Origin of the sequence: Actinomadura sp. SCN-SB (assembly GCF_043906805.1) — a bacterium.
Taxonomy (GTDB): domain Bacteria; phylum Actinomycetota; class Actinomycetes; order Streptosporangiales; family Streptosporangiaceae; genus Spirillospora.
The window spans coordinates 1-17,298 of sequence record NZ_JBIMPP010000005.1 but is presented as its reverse complement, the minus strand read 5'-3'; the positions used below and the strand labels follow the sequence as shown (position 1 = coordinate 17,298).

Sequence of the window (17,298 nt, the reverse complement as noted above, 5' to 3'; positions counted from 1 at the left end):
GCAGTCACTTGTCACGCTCCCGGCGCCGCTCGCGTTGTTCGGTACGCGTCCTGGCCTGTGCGCTACCAGTGTGCCGTGACCCGTCGCTGACCGGCAGCTCCCGCACCCCAGGCGCCTGCCGCCAGGTGACCTGCGAGCGTATCCCCGCTTCCTCCAGACGTGCCCTCGCGGCCTCGAACGCCTCGCACCACTCCTGCTCGCGCTCGACGTCCAGCCGACGGTCGTCCTCGCTGAGCGCCGGGCTGGTCCGCACCATCGCCGCCCGCACGGCGCCCTCGTCCACCCGCATGCGGACGCTGTGGTCGGGCCACGAGCCCCGGGACAGCACGACCTCCCCGTCTCCCGCGGTCAGCGTCTCGAACCCGCCCTGCACCTCATATCCCATCTCCTCGAACGCGGAGGTGATGGAGTCGAGGACGTACCGCCGCTCGGCCTCGGCCTGCTCGGCGGCGTCCCGCTCCGCCGCGCGGCGCCGCATCTCCTCACGCAGTTCGGTGGCACGGCGGTTCGCGGATTGGACGCGCAGCCGCACCTCGGTCAGCGCGCCCTCCGCCTCTTCCGTGGACGAGGCCGAGGAGAGCAGCCGCGCGGCCTCCACCACGTCCTTGCGCTCCTCTTCCGGGACGTCGGGCAGCAGCCGTCCCAGGACGCGTTCGAGCGTCCGCAGCGCCTCCTGACGCGTCTCCTCTTCGGCCCGCGGGGACACCGGGGCGCCCAGGTCGGAGCGCAGCCCCCCGCCCTGCGCGGGGACGGCGAAGATCTCGCCGGCGACCTGCGCCGCGAGGTGCTCCGACAGCGCGCGCTCGGCCCGGTCGAGCTCCTTGTCCGTCGCGGCGCACCAGGTGGTCAGCTCGTCGACGGGCCGCTCGCCGTCCAGCCGCAGCGGCGCGGGCAGCTCCACCTCGGCGCCGAGCTTGGCGCGCGTCTCGGCCATGGCGGCGATCCGCGCGTTGCGTTCCACCGCCTGGCGCAGCGCTTGCTCGTACGACTCCGCCTCGGCCAGCGCCGCCGCCCGCGCCTCGGCACGTCCGGCCGCGAGCGCCGCCAGCGCCTCCGCGCCGCGTCCGGCCAGTCCGGCGGTGCGCCCCAGCACCCGGTTCAGGCCCAGGGTGAGGACGACCGCGGCGTCCAGCGCGATGTCGGCCTCCACGCCGCTGCTCATGACGTCGCCTCCAATGCTCGCCGCCGCGTCTCCGTATGGCCCTGCCTCCACCGATGCAGCCGGACGCCCGCCGCCACCGCGTGCGCCGCCGCGGCGGCGGCCATCAGGAGCAGCCACAGCAGGCTCCCCACCGAGGTCACCGCCGCCATCAGCATCAGGATCAGCAGCAACGGCACCGTCCCTGCGAGCAGCAGCAGGCCGCAGCCGCGCCGTCCCGTCCGCTGCGCCGCTCCGGACACCGTCTGGGACGCCTTGGCCAGCCCGCGGCCACTCGCACCCAGCAAACGCGACAGCCACGTCCAGGGTCCATACGGCAAATAGTCACGTCCTTGCGTGTGCGCGAGCATCACTTCACTCGCGCACTGCACACCCCAGGTGAGGAGCGAGAACACCACCAGGACGCCGAACGGCACGCCTGACGCCCCCTGGAAGCCGCCCACCGAACTCGTGCCGTCGCCGTCACCACCCCCGAAGAGCGCTCCGACGACCCAGCTTCCGAACAGCCAGAAGGCCAGGAGGGGAAGGGACCAGGCCACCGCCCGTGCCATGGACTTGCCGCGCGCGGCCAGGCGCTGCCGTTCGCGCTCCTCCCATTGGACGCGCAGCTCCTGCGCACGCTGCTCGGCGGCGCGGCGGTCCCGTACCGAAGCTTCGACTTCGATGACCGCCTCTGGAGCGCACCGGGCGACGGCGAGAAGGCGCAGAGGGTCGTCCCCCGCTCCGTCCGCGATCCACTCGAACCAGTCCACTCGTTGTGTCACCGACGCGCGTGCGCGTGCCGCCGCCTCCGCGATGCTTTCCCGCGTCTCCGCCGGACGTGCGGCCAAGGCCAGCAGGGTCAGCAGCAGGGTCGGCGGATCGTCCGCAGGAGGGGGAGGGCCGCCCGCGACGGCGGCCCCGCCCGCGCGCGTACCCGCCTCTGGCAGACGCGCGGCGAGCCCTGGAGGCGTGGCCTCGTGCTCGCGCAGCCAGCGCACGAGCACATTCCACGCCTCCACGTGGGCACGCCACTGGTCGTCGATGCGCGCCAGGTCATGGCCGCCCTCGGAGCCGGCCAGGACATGCAGCAGATGCTCATCCCACAGGTCCCTGCCGATGAGACAGGCGGTGCGGTGGTCGGGGTGTCGGGGATCACCGGCCAGGGCCGCCAGGGTGGGCAGGTCGTCGGCGGTGACGCGGCGGCCCAGATGATGCGGGGGCAGCGCCGGATCGAGCCACCGCACCAGATGCATCAGCTTCACATCTGGCTTCAACCCGGTGGTGAGGTAGCCGTCGATCAGGCCGATGCGGGTGTCGTCCGGTATCTCAGCGAGCCATTCGCGCAGGGTGCGCCACGCTTCCCCGGACTCGCCGCGGCCGAAGAAGTACATGGCCGCGTAGTCCCAATGCTCGATGAGCGCGCGGGCCAGCTCGGCGCGGTCGGTGTAACGGTGCCCGTTGAAAGGCAGCCCCGCGCCGGGGGGCGCGCTCGCGGCGCCTGTGCCCGTGGCCCCCGATTCCTCGGCCACCACAGGGGTTCCGCCGCGCAGCCACTCCGTCACCTGCTCGCCCGTCCACCGGCGGCGCGGGTCCCGGGTGAGCAGGCCCCGGCACAGCAGCCGCACCCGCGGATCGGCGACATCGCTCGACGGCACCGCCCTGGTCGCGAGGTGGTCGACCACCGTCGTCTCGCTCAGCCCCGCGAACGGCGGCCGTCCCGTGGCCAGCTCCCGGACGATCATCCCCAGCGACCACCAGTCGCGCGCCGGCGACACCTGACCCGACAGCGACTCCGGCGCCGCGTACGCCAGCGTCCGGGACGACGAGGCGAACACCACGCTCTGGTCGAGCACCTTGCTCAAGCCGAAGTCGGCGATCGCCAGACGCACCGGATCCGCGCCGAGCACCAGCACGTTCTCCGGTTTCAGGTCGCGGTGCACGATCCCGGCCCGGTGCAGGGCGACCAGCCCGTCCGCGAGCTGCTCCACGACACGGGTCACGTCCAGCTCGGTTCGGGCCATCAGCGCGCGCAGGTTGCCTCCGGCCGCGTACTCCGAGACCTCGTAGTCGCGCCCCTCCGCCTGCCCCGTCTCCAGGATCCGCAGGACGTGCGGCGACCTCAGCTCCGGCAGCTTGGCCCATACGTCCCGGTCGGCCCGGTAGCCCTGCCGGAACACCTTCACGACGTACTCGCCGCCCGCGGCGTCCCGCACCAGCAGCAGGTCGGATTCGGCGCCCTGCACCGGCAGCTCGGCCACCACCGCGAACCGCTCCGCCAGCTCTCCGGGCAGCCGCAGCAGGGGCCCGCCGCTCCCGGCGTCGCCGTCCCGCCGCGTCCGCCCGGCGTCCTCGCGCGGCCCGGGTACGTACGGATCGCGGCGCGTCACCCCGGGCTCGCGCCGGGTCGCCCGCGGCGGAACCCCCGGCTCCTCGAAGTCGCTCACTGCACTGCCCGCCCGTGTGTCGCCGCCGCTAGCTCTTGTCCTTGATGGCCCGCAGGTAGTCGGCCTGCTTGAACCGCACCACCACGGCCTCCATGAAGATCCGGACCAGCAGCAGCTCGAACAGCCAGACCAGCGGGCTCGCCACCGCCAGGATCAGCCCCCAGGCCCACCAGTCGTCCCAGGTCGCGACCCACAGCCCGAAACCCATGAGGATCACGCACTGCAAGGTGATCAGCAGCAGGCCCAGCACGTACCACAGCTTGACCAGCTTCGGCGTGATCAGGTGGTCGAAGTCGGCGTCGAACAAGGCCCCGAACAGCCCCTTGTCCGTCCGTGGCGGTGGCGGCGCCCACTCCTCCCGCCGTGGTGCCCACTCTTGCTGTGGCGTCCGCTCCTCCTGGTCCGGGCCGCCGCTCAGCGGTTCCGCGCCGGCGTCCGGTACGGGACCGGGCGCCCGCGGCTCCGGGACGCGCCCGGGATGCGGCCGGGGCGGCGGCCCGAAGGAACCGGGGCCCTGACCATGATCCGGAGGGTTAGCCATAGCCGTCGTCTCCTGGCACTAGAACGGACCTATCCCCAGACTCTAGAACCTGGCGTCCCCCCGCACCCGGCATGACCATCGGCGAGCGTCTCGGGTCACGCGGGCGACGGGCGCCGTCGATCACCCACCGCGAGGCCGTCGCCGCACAGGGAAACGGGTTCTGGGTGCATATCGCCTCCGCACTCGGACGATTATTTGGCGGTTTTGGGAGGTCATCCCGCAATGGGTGGCATGTGGCATGGGTGCGTTGATGGCGGGTGACCTGGCGCCGCCCCGCGCGGCATCCGCGCGTTTTGGACGTTGTTCCGGCGCGATAGTGCGCGCAGCTCCAGATGAGGCGCCCGCCGACGCCCCAGTAGTCGCCCTCGTCCCAGAGGACCGCCCTCCCTTGGCCTGGGCCCCTGGTTGAGCCCGCGGACCCTGGGCGGACGACCGGAGCGGGCCTACCTTTCCGGCATGAACGATTCCGGGGGCGGCCAGGCCGGCGTCCCGCCCGCGCGGGGGCCGGGCGGCGCGGCGGACGCCGCCGAGCGGCGGCGCGGCTGGCAGGACGAGCGCGCGGGCTCCCTGGGCACAGGCTCGGCCTACCGGCCCGCCGTGCGTCCCCGAGCGGCGCGGGGCGCGGCGACGGAGCCGGCCTGGGTTCCGCGCTCGGACGGCCGTTCCGCCCGGCCGGCAGCCCCGGCGGTGCGGCTGCTCACGTCCTGTGCGGCGGCACCGGCGGTCTGGTTCCTCGGGGCCCTGGTGACGGCGCGGCTGACGCCGTCCCCCGGAGTCGGCGGCGTCCCGGTCAGCGAGCTGCGGGACGCGCTCCGGGTGCACGTTCCCTGCCTCGTGACCAGCGTCCTGTGCGTTGTGGTCGCCGGCTTTATCAAAGGGGGCCTGGTGGTGGACGCGAAGAGGCAGATCATGATCGAGGCGCCGCGCACCGGGCTGCGCGTCAGGTTCGCCGACTACGCTGGCCGCGATCCGTCCGGGTTCGGGCGGCCGTACGACGACAGCAAGTGAGCCCGCCGTCAGACGGGATGGCAGAGACGTGAACAGCATGCTCGTCGCGTCGATCGCGGCGGTGGCCGGCCTGGTCGCCGGCTGGGCGCTGGCCCCGCAGGCCGAGCGGTACGGCGACGAGCTCACCACCGCGCGCCGGTGGACGGTCGCGGGCACCACGGCGGCCGTCTTCGCCGCGTTCGGGTGGCGGTTCGGCGCCTCGGCGGTGCTGCCCGCCTACCTCTACCTCGGCGCGGCCGGGACGCTGCTGGCGTTCATCGACCTTGAGGTGAAACGCCTGCCGGACCGGTTCACGCTGACGTCCTACGTGGTAGGGCCCGTTCTCCTGGCCGGCGCGGCGCCTTTCGTCGACGACGGCGTCCAGCGTCTGGTGTCCGCGCTCATCGGGATGGCCGTGCTGTGGGTCATCTACTTCCTCCAGCACTTCCTCCTGCCGCAGGCGATCGGCCGCGGCGACATGAAGCTGTCCGGCGTCCTGGGCCTGTACCTCGGCTGGCTCGGCGCGGACGCGTGGGTGACCGGCGTGGTCGCCGGTGCGATCCTCGGCGGGATCGTCGCCGTGGCGCTGGTCCTGGCGCGCCGTAGCTCCTGGAAGTCCGAGCTTCCCTACGGGCCGTTCATGCTGGCCGGCACCTTGATCGGCATCCTCTGGCCCGCCGCCTGACGTCCGGCGCGGTCGGTTCCTGCCGTCCGTGGCGAACCGGCCGCCGGCCTGGGTGACCGCCGCCTGCGGGCCGCCGCTCCTGGCGGCGGTGACGCCGCCGTCCGTGCTGTTCGGCGGGGGCTTGGACCGGGCGGTGCTTACGGTGCAGCTCCGCCGTGTCCAGGGCGTCCGCTCGGGAGCGGGCGCGGCGGCCACCTGGAACCGCCTGATCGTGCACGGCCCGTCAGGGCGTCGTAGGCTCGCCGCCCGCCTGGTCGACGGCCGGCGCCTGGACCCTCGGAAGCCGTCCGCGGCCGTCGCCCGGCTGGCACCGGACGTGCGGGTCGACCGCTAAGGGCGCGGCCTCACTTGCAGGGGTTCCGGCCCGCCTTGACGCCGCCGTTGATGTTCGCGATGGGCGGAGGGGCCATCCGGACGCCCGGCTTGCCGATGATGAGCCGCACGCCGTCCGCCGGGGCCTTGGCGTCCGGGGTGAGCAGCGCGTCGGGGACCGCCCGCGCCAGCGCCGTCGCCTGGGCCTCCGCGGCGGCGGAATGGGCGATGCGGTTTTCCCCGGCGTCCGGTGCCTTCCCGACCTTGCCGACCACGGTGAAGCCGCGCCGCTTGAGCTGGGTGACGATCCGCCGGACGAGCTTGTCCGGGGCGCCCGCGTCCACGACCGTGACCTTCACCTTCTCCGGAGGCGGCGGCTGCTGCTCGGCGACGGGCTTCGCCGGTTCCGCGGGCAGGTCGTTGTCGCGCTTGATGGCGTCGAAGAGCAGCCCGGCCTGGTCGGTGTCCCACTGGACGCGGTTGGGGTCCGGCCCGTACCGCTTCACCGGGACGGTGACGAAGCGGACCTGGCCCGCGCTCATGCCCCGCAGCCCCTCGGCCAGCTTCAGCATGGCGCCCCGGTCCAGCTCGTCATCGGTCGTGATCGACTTGGACACGGCCTTGAGGAACTTGTAGGTCTTGGCCGGGTCGGTCAGCACCTCGCTGCTGGTGGCCTTGTTGACGACCGACGCCATGAACTTCTGCTGGCGTTCGATGCGTTCGAGGTCGGAGCCGTTGCCGAGGGAGTAGCGGGCGCGCACGTAGCCGAGGGCGTCCTCGCCCTTGACGGTCTGCTTCCCCGCCTTGAGGTACAGCTCGGCGCGGGGGTCGTTCACCGGACGGTCGACGCAGATCTCCACCCCGTCCAGGGCGTCCACCATCCGCTTGAACCCTGTGAAGTCGACCTGGACGAAGTGGTCGATGTGGATGCCGGTGAGCGATTCCAGGGTCTTCCACGTGCAGGTCGGCCCGGCGAAGGCGAAGGCGGTGTTCAGCATCCCGAACCGTCCTGGAACGGTCCCGCCCTTCTCCTTCTTGCAGTCGGGGATGCGCACCATCGAGTCGCGGGGGAAGCTGACGCCGACCGCCTGATCCCGGTTGGGGGACAGGTGCAGCAGCATCGTGGTGTCCGACCGCGCGCCCGACATGCCGGCGGCGGCGCCGTACCGCGCGTTCGCGCCGTCCCGGCTGTCGGATCCGATGAGCAGGATGTTCAGCGACTTGTTGAGCTTCGGCGGGCGGTTGACGCCCAGGTGCCCCTCGGCGTCCTTCTGCTCGATCCCGCCCATGATGTCGTGGTACAGCGCGACCGCTCCCGCACCGGCGAGCAGCACGAGGACGGCCAGCCCGGCCACCGTCCGCCGCAGGATCCGCTGCCGCCGGGAGCGGACCTTCCGCTGCCGCTCACGCCCCTTCCGGCCGGTGCCGTCCTCGTCCGCGGAGGTCTCGTCCGCAGGTGCCTCGTCGTCGGGGGCTTCGGGCTCGTCCGGGGCGGCGGCCTCGTCGTCCGGGGCGGCTTTGGGCTCGTCATCGTCCTGGGTACGGGTGGCGTCGGCCGCCGGGGCGTCCGCCTCGTTCTTCGGCTCGGCTTCACCACCGGCCGCATCGGAAGGGGCGGTGGACGTTTCCCCGTCACCAGGAGCGCCGGTGTGCTCTGGGAGGTCTTCGCGGCGGGGCTCGTTCTCGCTCATCCGATCCTGTCTCGCACGGGCCCTGTTCAGGGCTGTGTCGGGCGTCGATACCGTGAATGGTCGCGCCGTTCACTAGTTGGATGCCTGATCACCTTCAGACGTTGCCACACTTGACCCGATTCGCGCGGTGTGATGTGTGCTATGTGCTCGGTCAATTCCGCTCCGTGACCGGCCTGCGGCGCCATCGGCAACATAAAACCCGGTTATCCCTCGCCCTTCCGAAGGGGTCGGGAATCACGGCCCCACCACCTGTGAACTGTGATGCCGCTGTGGCGGGGAGCGCGATAAAGGGCGGCTGGTAAGGGTCTCCGCTCACGCGGGCGTGATTTCGTCGACTATGCCAATGGGCGTTGGCCGGCCGGTGCGATATCCGCGCTCCGCTTCAAGCGGTATCGATTCGGCCACGGACCGGGGTCGGTTTTCGTACGATCGGTGCCGTGAGCGCTGGATGGGTCGTCGGCGGGCGATTCACCATGCTCGACAGGATCGGGGCGGGCGGGTCGGGCCGCGTATGGCGGGCCTATGACCAGCACAGGCAGCGGTACTGCGCGGCGAAGCTGGTGCGCGGCTCCGGGCGGACGGCCATGCTGCGCGTGGTTCGCGAGCGGGCGATCCGGTTCGCCCATCCGCATGTGGTGACCCCGTACGCCTGGTACCCCGCCGGCGATGACGTGCTTCTGGCGATGGAGCTGGTCAGGGGCGGCTCGGTGGAGACACTGCTGGGCGACTACGGGGTCCTGCCGCCCGCGTACGCCGCCGAGGTGCTGGACCAATTGCTGTCGGCGTTGGGCCACATCCATTCCGCCGGGGTCGTCCACAGGGACGTGAAGCCCGCCAATCTCTTGCTGGAGCCGAGCCCCGTCGGCGCCCCGCACGTCCGTGTCGCCGACTTCGGCATCGCTCTCAGCGACGACGGGATGCGCCTCACCACGACCGGGTTCACGGTCGGAACGCCCGGCTATCTCGCGCCCGAAGTCCTGGACCGGGACCAGTCCGGCCCCGCTCAGGACCTGTACGCCGCGGGCATGGTCGGCTGGCGCCTGCTGACCGGCGCGGGGGATCCCGAGCCCAAGCAGCGCGTGGGGCCGCCACCTCCCGGCGTACCGCACCGGCTCTGGGACGTCGTCGAGCACCTGTGCGCCCCCGACCCGCGCGACCGTACCCCGGCCGCGGAGGACGCCCGGCGCGAGCTGGCGGGCTGCGGGCTCACCATCGAGCTGCCCGCCCGCACGCGGGACGGCGAGCCGTTGCAGATCTTCGACCAGCTGGGTCCGCCCTGACATCCCGGCCGGCCGGCGTGCCGGGTCACCGGCGGAAGACGCGGAGGTCGGCGACCACAGGGAGGTGGTCCGAGGCGGAGACCATCGCGACGTGGACGGCCTCGACCTCGACCGAACGCGAGACCGCGATGTAGTCGATGCGGAGCGCCGGTGCCGTGGCCGGGTAGGTCATACCACCGTCGCTGGGTTCCCTGGCCGTCCAGGCGTCGTTGAGGGTCTTCCAGAGGGGCGCGAGCTCGGGGGCGTCCGGGCGCGCGTTGAAGTCCCCGACGAGCACCCGCGGGGCGGAGCGGTGACCGCGGCCGTCCTCGGCCAGGATCTTGAGGGTGTCGTCCACCTGCATCTGCCGGACCGCCGGGTCCGCGCGGTAGTCGAGGTGCGTGGAGTAGACGTGGACACGCGCGCCGCGCGCGTTGATCACGACCTCCGGAAGGCCGGGGGCCGGTTCCGGTCGCGGGTCGGGGACCTGCGTGGACAGCCGGGTGATCTCGTGGTTGCAGGACGCCACGATCGGATACCGCGACAGGATGGCGTTCCCGTACCGGCGGCGTGGCGCGCCCTCGGCGGGCGGGTCGAGGTCGTAGATCGGTCCGAAGCGCACCGACATGCCGGTGGCGCGGGCCAGGTCACCGGCGAGGTCGCGCCACTGGCTGCGGGCGGACCAGTGGACGTCGACCTCCTGGAGCCCGATGACGTCCGCGCCCAGTGCCCGGATGGCGGCGGTCAGGCGTGCGAAGTCGAAGCGCCCGTCCGTCCCGGTGCCGGCACGGATGTTGTAGGACGCGACGCGCAAACGGACGCCGTTACCGCGTGAAGCGGTCGTGACCGCCGGGGTGGCCAAGGCGCGGCCGTGCGACACCGCCGCGAGTGACAGCAGCATGGGGAGCGCGGTCAGCGCGGTGACGACGATGCCGTGGTGCCCGCGTGCCCCCGTGCCGGACGGGCCTCGCACGCGGAGGGAGGCTCGGCACGTCGCGCGGCCGCAACCCGGGCAACAGGCATCGCGCCGATGCCGACCCGCCGAACCCTGAGCTCCGAGCCCGTCCGCATTCCCGGCGACCACCTTTCGCTAGGCACACGCCTATACGCGTGCCGCCGGCCACAGGCCGTAGACCGATGTCACGTACGAACACCCCCGCGCACCCCCGTGAGACCATCATGCACAGCCCCGTCCGTGACACAAATGCCCCATTTGATCATATTTGCGGTGAATTGAGGCTAGCCGCGTGGTGATTCCGGCGGACCGTTGCCTCCGGGCCCCACTCGTGCCTCACCCGCCCCCGATCGGATGGGGTCAGGACGGTCTGGCGGAGATCACCACACGGCGGTTCTTGGCCCGGCCTTCGGGGTTGTCGGCCCCCGTGGCGGTGGTGTTGGCGGCGACCGGTTTGGTCTCGCCGTAGCCGGTGGCCTTGAGACGGCCGCGATCGATGCCGCCCTTGGTGGCGAGCCACTCGACGATGGCGCGGGCGCGCTGCTCGGAGAGACGCTGGTTGGACGGGTGGTCGCCCTTCGCATCGGTGTGGCCGTCGACCTGGATGGGCGCGTCGCCGGGGACCTCGCTCTTGAGGGAGGCGGCGATCCGCTGGAGTTCGGCGGCGGCGGCCGGCTTGATGTCGGAGCGGCCGAAGTCGAACAGCACGTCGGCCTCGACGTTGTAGGCGATGGAGCCGTCCCCGCCCTTGAGCACCTGGCCCCGGCCGGCGGTGTACGCCTTGAGGGAGGCCGCGGGGACGCTGACCGCCGGGATGCTCACGGAGGGGACGCTCACGGCCGGAACGCGCACCGGCGGGATGCACTGGTTGTCGTCGTTGCAGGCGCTCGGCCGGTAGCCGGACGCACGGTACGCCGAAGAGCGGTAGACCGAGGACCGGTAGGCGGAGGCGCGGTAGACCGAGGCGACGTACTCCCCTTCTTCGGACGGCTTGCTCTGGCAGACCTCGTCCACATGGACGGCGTCGACGGAGACCGGGTCGATGGTGACGGCGTCGACGCGCACCGGGTCGACCTTGACGCCACCGGCGTCCACCCCGGGGATCTCGTAGCCGGGGAGGGTCACTCCAGGGATGGTGACGCCCGGGATGTCGACGGCGCTGAGGCAGCCGCCGGGCGCGGGCTTGATGTCCACGCACTGCGCGGGGATGCGCCGGGCGGGGATGTCGATCCCCGGAATGGTGGCCCCGGGGACCTTCTCCCCGCCGATGGTGGCCTCGGGGATGCGTTGCGGCTCGGTGCGCACAGCCGGGATCTCCACGGCCTTGATCAGCTTGCCCCCGTTCGGGCAGGAGGTGGGCTCGGGTCCGGTGGGGGACGATGAGGGCGTGGAGCCCGCGCGCGCCGGGCCGCCGCCCCCGGGCGGGCCGCCGCCGTCGTCGCCGACGCACGCGGTGGTGGTCAGCAGGACGGCGATGGTGATGGCGGTGAGGAGCCTGGTGGTCGGCCTCCCGTGCTCGTCGGCGATCCCCGTCGTCGTTGGCTTGATGTCCATGTGCGCGATCCCCTCGACTCGCGTGGCCCCGCTGGGGCCGGTCCGTCACACGTGCAAAAGCGCGCCCCCGTGGCACCATGGAAGGTGCCGAGCGCGTGTGCAGTCGAGAAGATAGTGTTTGCAATTGCGAACAGTCAAGGGGGTTGGACCGTGGGCGTCGCCGAGGACACCGTTGCCCGGAACCGGGCCTTGCAGGCCGAGTGGTACGGCGAGCCGCTGGGGGAGCGTTTCCGCAGGCTGCTCGACCGGCTGGGCCTGTCGCAGTCCGGGCTGGCGGGCGTGCTGGGCCTGTCGGCGCCGATGCTCTCCCAGCTCATGTCCGCCCAGCGGGCCAAGATCAGCAACCCCTCGGTGCTGCACCGCCTGGCGGCGGTCGAGGAGCTCGCGGCCGACCCCGGATTCGACGCGCTCTCGCCGGCGGACGTGAAGGAGCACCTGCGCCGGATACGGGGCGAGACCGCGGCGACCACCTCGGGCGGCGTCCGGGTGTCCAGCGAGCGTGTCCCCGTGGAGTCGCCGGCGCGCGTGTTGCAGTCGCTACTGCGCGCGGTCGCGTCCGCGAACGAGATCGAGGGCGCCGCCCAGCTGATCGACGCCTACTACCCGGAGCTGGCCGAGGTCCTGCGCGTGTACGGGAACGGCCGCACCAGCGAGGCCGAGGACCACCTCGCCCGGACCCTTGGCCGCTGACGGCCGGTCGCCGGCGCCCGCGCTCTCGGTGTCACCGCTTCGGGGTGCCCGGCACCCGGCGCGCCAGTGGTCGCATTTCGGGTCGCACCGGTCGAGGTCGTGCACCCGCCCCATGCCCTCAGACGCTTGTGTCGATTCCGCGAGGCCATAGCAACTGGTTATGGGTCGTGCCGCCGCGCGCCATGGTGGAAAGAAGGCATAGCCTGTGGTCAGGCTCACATGAGGGCCTGCCTGTTATGTATGTCACAGCCCCCAGTGGGTGGCGTAAAGTCGCTTCGCTGGAAACGCACACGTTACGTCACCGCCCGCGTGCGCCCCCCACGCCCGGCGTCGCGACACGGCGCGGGGGCCTCGGGGACGGCGGGCCGCCGGATGTGCGTCCACCCGTGGTACGGGGACCGAAGACCCGAGCTCAGGAGAGCGAACGATGAGCACTGTGGAGGCGCCGGCCAAAGCGCGCGCCCAGATCAAGGAACGCACCCTCCGCAAGGACAACTGGCGGATCTATCCCCTCTCCATGGTGGTGATCTTCACGGCATGGGTGGCGTACGCGACGGTGCGGGCCTTCTGGGGCGCCGCCTTCTACGTCCCCGAATACCACTACCTGACGCCGTTCTACTCGCCCTGTGTCAACGAGATCTGTGGTGACGCGGCCGAGTTCGGGACGTTCCTGCCGGCCGGGACCAGGGGCTGGATCCCGTTCGCGGCGGTGTCGCTGCCGTTCCTGCTGCTGTTCCGGCTGACCTGCTACTACTACCGCAAGGCTTACTACCGTTCGTACTGGGCGTCGCCGCCCGCGTGCGCCGTCCAGGAGCCGCACAAGAAGTACACCGGCGAGCGGCGGTTCCCCCTGATCGGGCAGAACCTGCACCGGTACTTCTGGCTGGCCGCCGTGGTCATCTCGTTGATCAACACCTATGACGCGATCCGCGCGTTCCGCGGCGCGGACGGCGGGTTCGGGATCGGGCTCGGCACGGTGATCCTGGTCGTCAACGTGATCCTGTTGTGGGCGTACACGCTGTCGTGCCACTCCTGCCGCCACGTCGTCGGCGGGCGGCTGAAGAACTTCTCCAAGCACCCCTTCAGGTACTGGATGTGGGGCCAGGTCTCCAAGCTCAACGAGAGGCACGGCGCGTACGCCCTCATCACGCTGGGCTCGCTGGTGGTGGCCGACCTCTACGTCGCCCTGGTCGCCAGCGACACCATTTCCGACCTGCGAATCTTCAACTGAGGGGGCCTGTAGATCATGACCGGGATCGAGAGGCACACCTACGACGTCGTCGTGATCGGCGCCGGCGGCGCGGGCCTGCGCGCGGCGATCGAGTCGCGGCTGCGCGGCAAGAAGACCGCGATCATCTCCAAGTCGCTGTTCGGCAAGGCGCACACGGTGATGGCCGAAGGCGGCGCCGCCGCGGCGATGGGGAACGTCAACCCCAACGACAACTGGAAAGTGCACTTCCGCGACACCATGCGCGGCGGCAAGTTCCTCAACAACTGGCGGATGGCCGAGCTGCACGCCAAGGAGGCCCCGGACCGGGTCTGGGAGCTGGAGCACTGGGGCGCGCTGTTCGACCGCACCAAGGACGGCAAGATCAGCCAGCGGAACTTCGGCGGGCACGAGTACCCCCGGCTGGCCCACGTCGGCGACCGTACCGGGCTGGAGCTGATCCGCACCGCGCAGCAGAAGATCGTCGCGCTGCAGCAGGAGGACCACAAGGAGACCGGCGACTACGAGTCGCGCCTCAAGGTGTGGGCGGAGACCACCGTCACCCGGCTGCTGCTCGACCCGTCGGGCAAGATCTGCGGCGCGTTCGCCTACGTCCGGGAGACCGGAAAGTTCGTGGTGTTCGAGGCCCCCGCCATCGTGCTGGCGACCGGCGGCATCGGCAAGGCGTTCAAGGTCACCTCCAACTCCTGGGAGTACACCGGAGACGGGCACGCCCTCGCGCTGCTGGCCGGCGGGACGCTGCTGAACATGGAGTTCGTCCAGTTCCACCCGACCGGCATGGTCTGGCCGCCGTCGGTCAAGGGCATCCTGGTCACCGAGTCGGTGCGCGGCGACCGCGGGATCCTCAAGAACTCCGAGGGCAAGCGGTTCATGTTCGACTACATCCCCGAGGTGTTCAAGAACCAGTACGCCACCACCGAGGAGGAGGCGGACCGCTGGTACGACGACCCCGACAACAACCGGCGTCCCCCGGAGCTGCTGCCGCGTGACGAGGTGGCGCGGGCCATCAACGCGGAGGTCAAGGCGGGCCGCGGATCGCCCGCCGGCGGCGTCTACCTGACCGTGGTCGACCGGATGCCCGGCGGCGCCGAGGAGATCAAGCGGCGGCTGCCGGCGATGCACCACCAGTTCAAGGAGCTGGCGGACGTCGACATCACCAAGGAGCCGATGGAGGTCGGCCCCACCTGCCACTACGTGATGGGCGGCGTGGAGGTCGACCCGGACACCGGCGCGGCCGTCGTCCCGGGGCTGTTCGCGGCCGGGGAGTGCTCGGGCGGCATGCACGGCTCCAACCGGCTGGGCGGCAACTCGCTGACCGACCTGCTGGTGTTCGGCCGGCGCGCGGGCATGGGCGCCGCCGAGTACGTGGACGGGCTGGAGGACCGTCCCGCCATCCCCGACGAGGAGATCGAGCGCGCGACCGCCGAGGCCCTCGCGCCGTTCGAGCGCGAAGGCGGGGAGAACCCGTACGCCGTGCACGCCGAGCTCCAGCAGACCATGAACGACCTGGTCGGCATCATCCGCAAGGAGTCCGAGCTCAAGCAGGCGCTGGAGGCCCTGGACAAGCTGCGCGAACGGGTCGCCAAGGTCAGCGTGGAACCGGTCGCCGCCGGTGACGGGCGCGGCTACCACCCCGGCTGGCACCTGGCCCTCGACCTGCGCAACATGCTGCTGGTCTCCGAGGCGATCGCGCGGGCCGCGCTGGAACGGCAGGAGAGCCGCGGCGGCCACACCCGCGACGACTACCCGCAGATGTCCGCGGAATGGCGGAAGGTCAACTTGGTCTGCCGGCTGGCGGGCGACCCCGACTCGCCCCGGATCGAGCTGGAGCGGCAGCCGATGAAGCCCATGCGGGACGACCTGATCGCGCTGTTCGAGACCGACGAGCTGAAGAAGTACCTCACCGCCGATGAGCTGCCCGCGGGGACCGCGGCCGCGACCGAACCCGCCGAGACCGAGGAGAAGGACGTATGAGCTACGACGCGAAGTTCCGGGTCTGGCGGGGCGACGCGGGCGAGGGCGAGCTGCACGACTACACCGTGGAGGTGAACGAGGGCGAGGTCGTCCTGGACATCATCCACAGGCTGCAGTCCACCCAGGCGCCCGACCTGGCCGTCCGCTGGAACTGCAAGGCCGGCAAGTGCGGGTCGTGCTCCGCGGAGATCAACGGCATGCCGCGGCTGATGTGCATGACCCGGATGTCGACCTTCGAGCCGGACGAGACCATCACCGTCACCCCCATCCGCACCTTCCCGGTGATCCGCGACCTGGTCACCGACGTCTCGTACAACTACGAGAAGGCGCGGCAGATCCCCTCGTTCGACCCGGGCGACACCGAGCCCGGCGACTTCCGCATGCAGCAGGTGGACGTCCAGCGGTCGCAGGAGTTCCGCAAGTGCATCGAGTGCTTCCTGTGCAACACCGTCTGCCACGTCATCCGTGACCACGAGGAGAACAAGCCCAGCTTCGCCGGCCCGCGCTTCCTCATGCGGATCGCCGAGCTGGAGATGCACCCGGCCGACGAGGCCGACCGGCGCAACATCGCCCAGGAGGACCACGGGCTGGGCTTCTGCAACATCACCAAGTGCTGCACCGAGGTCTGCCCCGAGCACATCAAGATCACCGACAACGCGCTGATCCCGATGAAGGAACGGGTCGTCGGCCGCCGCTACGACCCGGTGGTGTGGCTCGGCAGCAAGCTCGGCATCGTCAAGAAGGGCCAGGACACCCCGTCCGCCTGAGAGCCACCGCCGGCCGTCCTTACCGCAGGACGGCCGGCGGGGCCTTCGCCTTTCCTGACGGGCCGGCGGGCGGCGTGCCCCCGTCGCCGCCGCCCGCCGCACCGCCGTTCCCCATGAACGCCATGACGCCGCCGTGACCCGGGAGCCCCAGGGGCGGCCTCAGCACCGCACACGCCGGAATCACCCTCCCGCGACACACGCCCTGCGAATAGGGAGAAGTTCACAGAACGCGTGATGGTTTCGTGATTCCGCTGCCCGTTACTGGACTCCGCGTCTCGTCTAGCGTTGACGCATGACCGCCCTTGAGCCTGGCTCCTTCTACGCCGAGCTCACCCCCGGAGAACGCCGTGACCTGGAGTCGCGCGGCCGATACCGCGACCTCGAACGCGGCGAGGTGCTCTTCCGCGAGGGCGAGGAGTCCACCTGGGTGGCCGTGCTGCTGACCGGCCGCGTCAAGGCGTACTCCGACCGGCTCGACGGCGGCGAGGCACTGCTCGACGTACGCGGCCCCGGCGCGCTGCTCGGCGAGGTCGCCGCGATCGACGGGCTGCCGCGCTCGGCCACCGTCGCCACCCTCGAACCGGCCCGCGTCCTCGCGATCACCGCGGAGGAGTTCATGTCCTTCCTCGGCGCCCACGGCCGGGTCTCCGTCCTGATCATGAAGGTGCTGTGCCGACGCTGGCGGGAGGCCGACCGCCGCCGCCTCGAATTCGGCATGTTCGACGCCACGGGACGCGTCGCGCAACGGCTCGTCGAACTGGCCGAACGCTTCGGCGTACCCTACGAACAAGGCCGCGGACGTGCCGCCACCCGCCCCAACGGCCCCACCAGGCCACCCCGCCCCGGCGACACCAAACCCGACGACGGCAACAGCGTCCGGATCACCCTCCACCTCACGCAGGAAGAACTCGCCGGCTGGGTCGGCGCCTCCCGCGAAGCCGTCAGCAAAGCCCTCGGCACCCTCCGCCGCCACGGCTGGATCGAAACCGGCCGCCGCCGCGTCATCGTCCACGACCTCCAAGCCCTGCGCCGCCACGCTAGGTAGTTTTTTTGGCAAGCACGAGCTTTTT

The 17,298-nt window shown here is 71.5% G+C and carries 15 protein-coding genes; 9 read left to right on the top strand and 6 right to left on the bottom strand.

Going from position 1 to position 17,298, the window contains the following annotated elements; genetic code table 11:
* Positions 1 to 4: 4 nt before the first annotated feature.
* The 3 genes from ACGWYJ_RS04655 to ACGWYJ_RS04645 are packed head-to-tail and all read right to left on the bottom strand — an operon-like array spanning position 5 to position 4,126.
* Positions 5 to 1,162 carry a response regulator receiver protein gene (locus tag ACGWYJ_RS04655; RefSeq protein WP_395104306.1) on the bottom strand — a complete coding sequence of 386 codons (1,158 nt, stop codon included), beginning with the start codon at positions 1,160 to 1,162 and terminating at the stop codon, positions 5 to 7.
* Positions 1,159 to 3,585 (bottom strand): serine/threonine-protein kinase, encoded by a 2,427-nt coding sequence (locus tag ACGWYJ_RS04650; RefSeq protein WP_395104305.1) that lies wholly within the window; start codon positions 3,583 to 3,585, stop codon positions 1,159 to 1,161. Before ACGWYJ_RS04650 ends, ACGWYJ_RS04655 begins: the two co-directional genes overlap by 4 nt.
* Positions 3,586 to 3,613: 28 nt before the next feature.
* Entirely contained in the window at positions 3,614 to 4,126 is a 513-nt protein-coding gene (locus ACGWYJ_RS04645) for a DUF4282 domain-containing protein (RefSeq protein ID WP_395104304.1), read from the bottom strand.
* Positions 4,127 to 4,582: 456 nt separating this feature from the next.
* Here ACGWYJ_RS04645 and ACGWYJ_RS04640 point away from each other — a divergent pair, with 456 nt between their 5' ends.
* From ACGWYJ_RS04640 to ACGWYJ_RS04630, 3 genes are read left to right on the top strand one after another with little or no spacing between them, the layout of a single operon-like run.
* A complete protein-coding gene (locus ACGWYJ_RS04640) occupies positions 4,583 to 5,134 on the top strand; it encodes a hypothetical protein (RefSeq protein ID WP_395104303.1) in 552 nt (183 codons plus the stop codon).
* A 37-nt stretch (positions 5,135 to 5,171) separates the two neighbouring features.
* A complete protein-coding gene (locus ACGWYJ_RS04635; RefSeq protein WP_395104459.1) occupies positions 5,172 to 5,798 on the top strand; it encodes a prepilin peptidase in 627 nt (208 codons plus the stop codon).
* 28 nt (positions 5,799 to 5,826) lie between these two features.
* Complete coding sequence (locus tag ACGWYJ_RS04630; RefSeq protein WP_395104301.1) at positions 5,827 to 6,132, top strand: hypothetical protein; 306 nt, start codon at positions 5,827 to 5,829, stop codon at positions 6,130 to 6,132.
* 10 nt (positions 6,133 to 6,142) lie between these two features.
* On the opposite strand, the gene ACGWYJ_RS04625 is transcribed toward ACGWYJ_RS04630, so the two are convergent.
* Positions 6,143 to 7,801 carry an LCP family protein gene (locus ACGWYJ_RS04625; protein WP_395104300.1) on the bottom strand — a complete coding sequence of 553 codons (1,659 nt, stop codon included), beginning with the start codon at positions 7,799 to 7,801 and terminating at the stop codon, positions 6,143 to 6,145.
* Positions 7,802 to 8,238: 437 nt separating this feature from the next.
* Between ACGWYJ_RS04625 and ACGWYJ_RS04620 the strand changes: the two genes are divergently transcribed.
* Complete coding sequence (locus tag ACGWYJ_RS04620) at positions 8,239 to 9,081, top strand: serine/threonine-protein kinase (protein WP_395104299.1); 843 nt, start codon at positions 8,239 to 8,241, stop codon at positions 9,079 to 9,081.
* Positions 9,082 to 9,106: 25 nt separating this feature from the next.
* Here ACGWYJ_RS04620 and ACGWYJ_RS04615 read toward each other — a convergent pair whose 3' ends face one another.
* Positions 9,107 to 10,033, bottom strand: a complete 927-nt coding sequence (locus ACGWYJ_RS04615) for an endonuclease/exonuclease/phosphatase family protein (protein WP_395104298.1) — start codon at positions 10,031 to 10,033, stop codon at positions 9,107 to 9,109.
* A 342-nt stretch (positions 10,034 to 10,375) separates the two neighbouring features.
* Complete coding sequence (locus tag ACGWYJ_RS04610; RefSeq protein ID WP_395104297.1) at positions 10,376 to 11,569, bottom strand: OmpA family protein; 1,194 nt, start codon at positions 11,567 to 11,569, stop codon at positions 10,376 to 10,378.
* 150 nt (positions 11,570 to 11,719) lie between these two features.
* Between ACGWYJ_RS04610 and ACGWYJ_RS04605 the strand changes: the two genes are divergently transcribed.
* The 5 genes from ACGWYJ_RS04605 to ACGWYJ_RS04585 all read left to right on the top strand — a co-directional run bounded on the left by ACGWYJ_RS04605 (position 11,720) and on the right by ACGWYJ_RS04585 (position 17,273).
* Positions 11,720 to 12,259 carry a DNA-binding protein gene (locus tag ACGWYJ_RS04605; RefSeq protein ID WP_395104296.1) on the top strand — a complete coding sequence of 180 codons (540 nt, stop codon included), beginning with the start codon at positions 11,720 to 11,722 and terminating at the stop codon, positions 12,257 to 12,259.
* A gap of 427 nt (positions 12,260 to 12,686) precedes the next feature.
* The gene (locus tag ACGWYJ_RS04600) at positions 12,687 to 13,490 is read left to right on the top strand and encodes a hypothetical protein (protein ID WP_395104294.1); all 804 of its coding nucleotides are present in this window, start codon (positions 12,687 to 12,689) and stop codon (positions 13,488 to 13,490) included.
* A 15-nt stretch (positions 13,491 to 13,505) separates the two neighbouring features.
* Complete coding sequence (locus tag ACGWYJ_RS04595) at positions 13,506 to 15,461, top strand: fumarate reductase/succinate dehydrogenase flavoprotein subunit (RefSeq protein WP_395104293.1); 1,956 nt, start codon at positions 13,506 to 13,508, stop codon at positions 15,459 to 15,461.
* Positions 15,458 to 16,228: a succinate dehydrogenase/fumarate reductase iron-sulfur subunit gene (locus ACGWYJ_RS04590; protein ID WP_395104292.1), complete on the top strand. Its 771-nt coding sequence runs from the start codon at positions 15,458 to 15,460 to the stop codon at positions 16,226 to 16,228. Before ACGWYJ_RS04595 ends, ACGWYJ_RS04590 begins: the two co-directional genes overlap by 4 nt.
* A 292-nt stretch (positions 16,229 to 16,520) precedes the next feature.
* Positions 16,521 to 17,273 (top strand): Crp/Fnr family transcriptional regulator, encoded by a 753-nt coding sequence (locus tag ACGWYJ_RS04585; RefSeq protein ID WP_395104291.1) that lies wholly within the window; start codon positions 16,521 to 16,523, stop codon positions 17,271 to 17,273.
* The last annotated feature ends 25 nt before the right edge of the window (positions 17,274 to 17,298 follow it).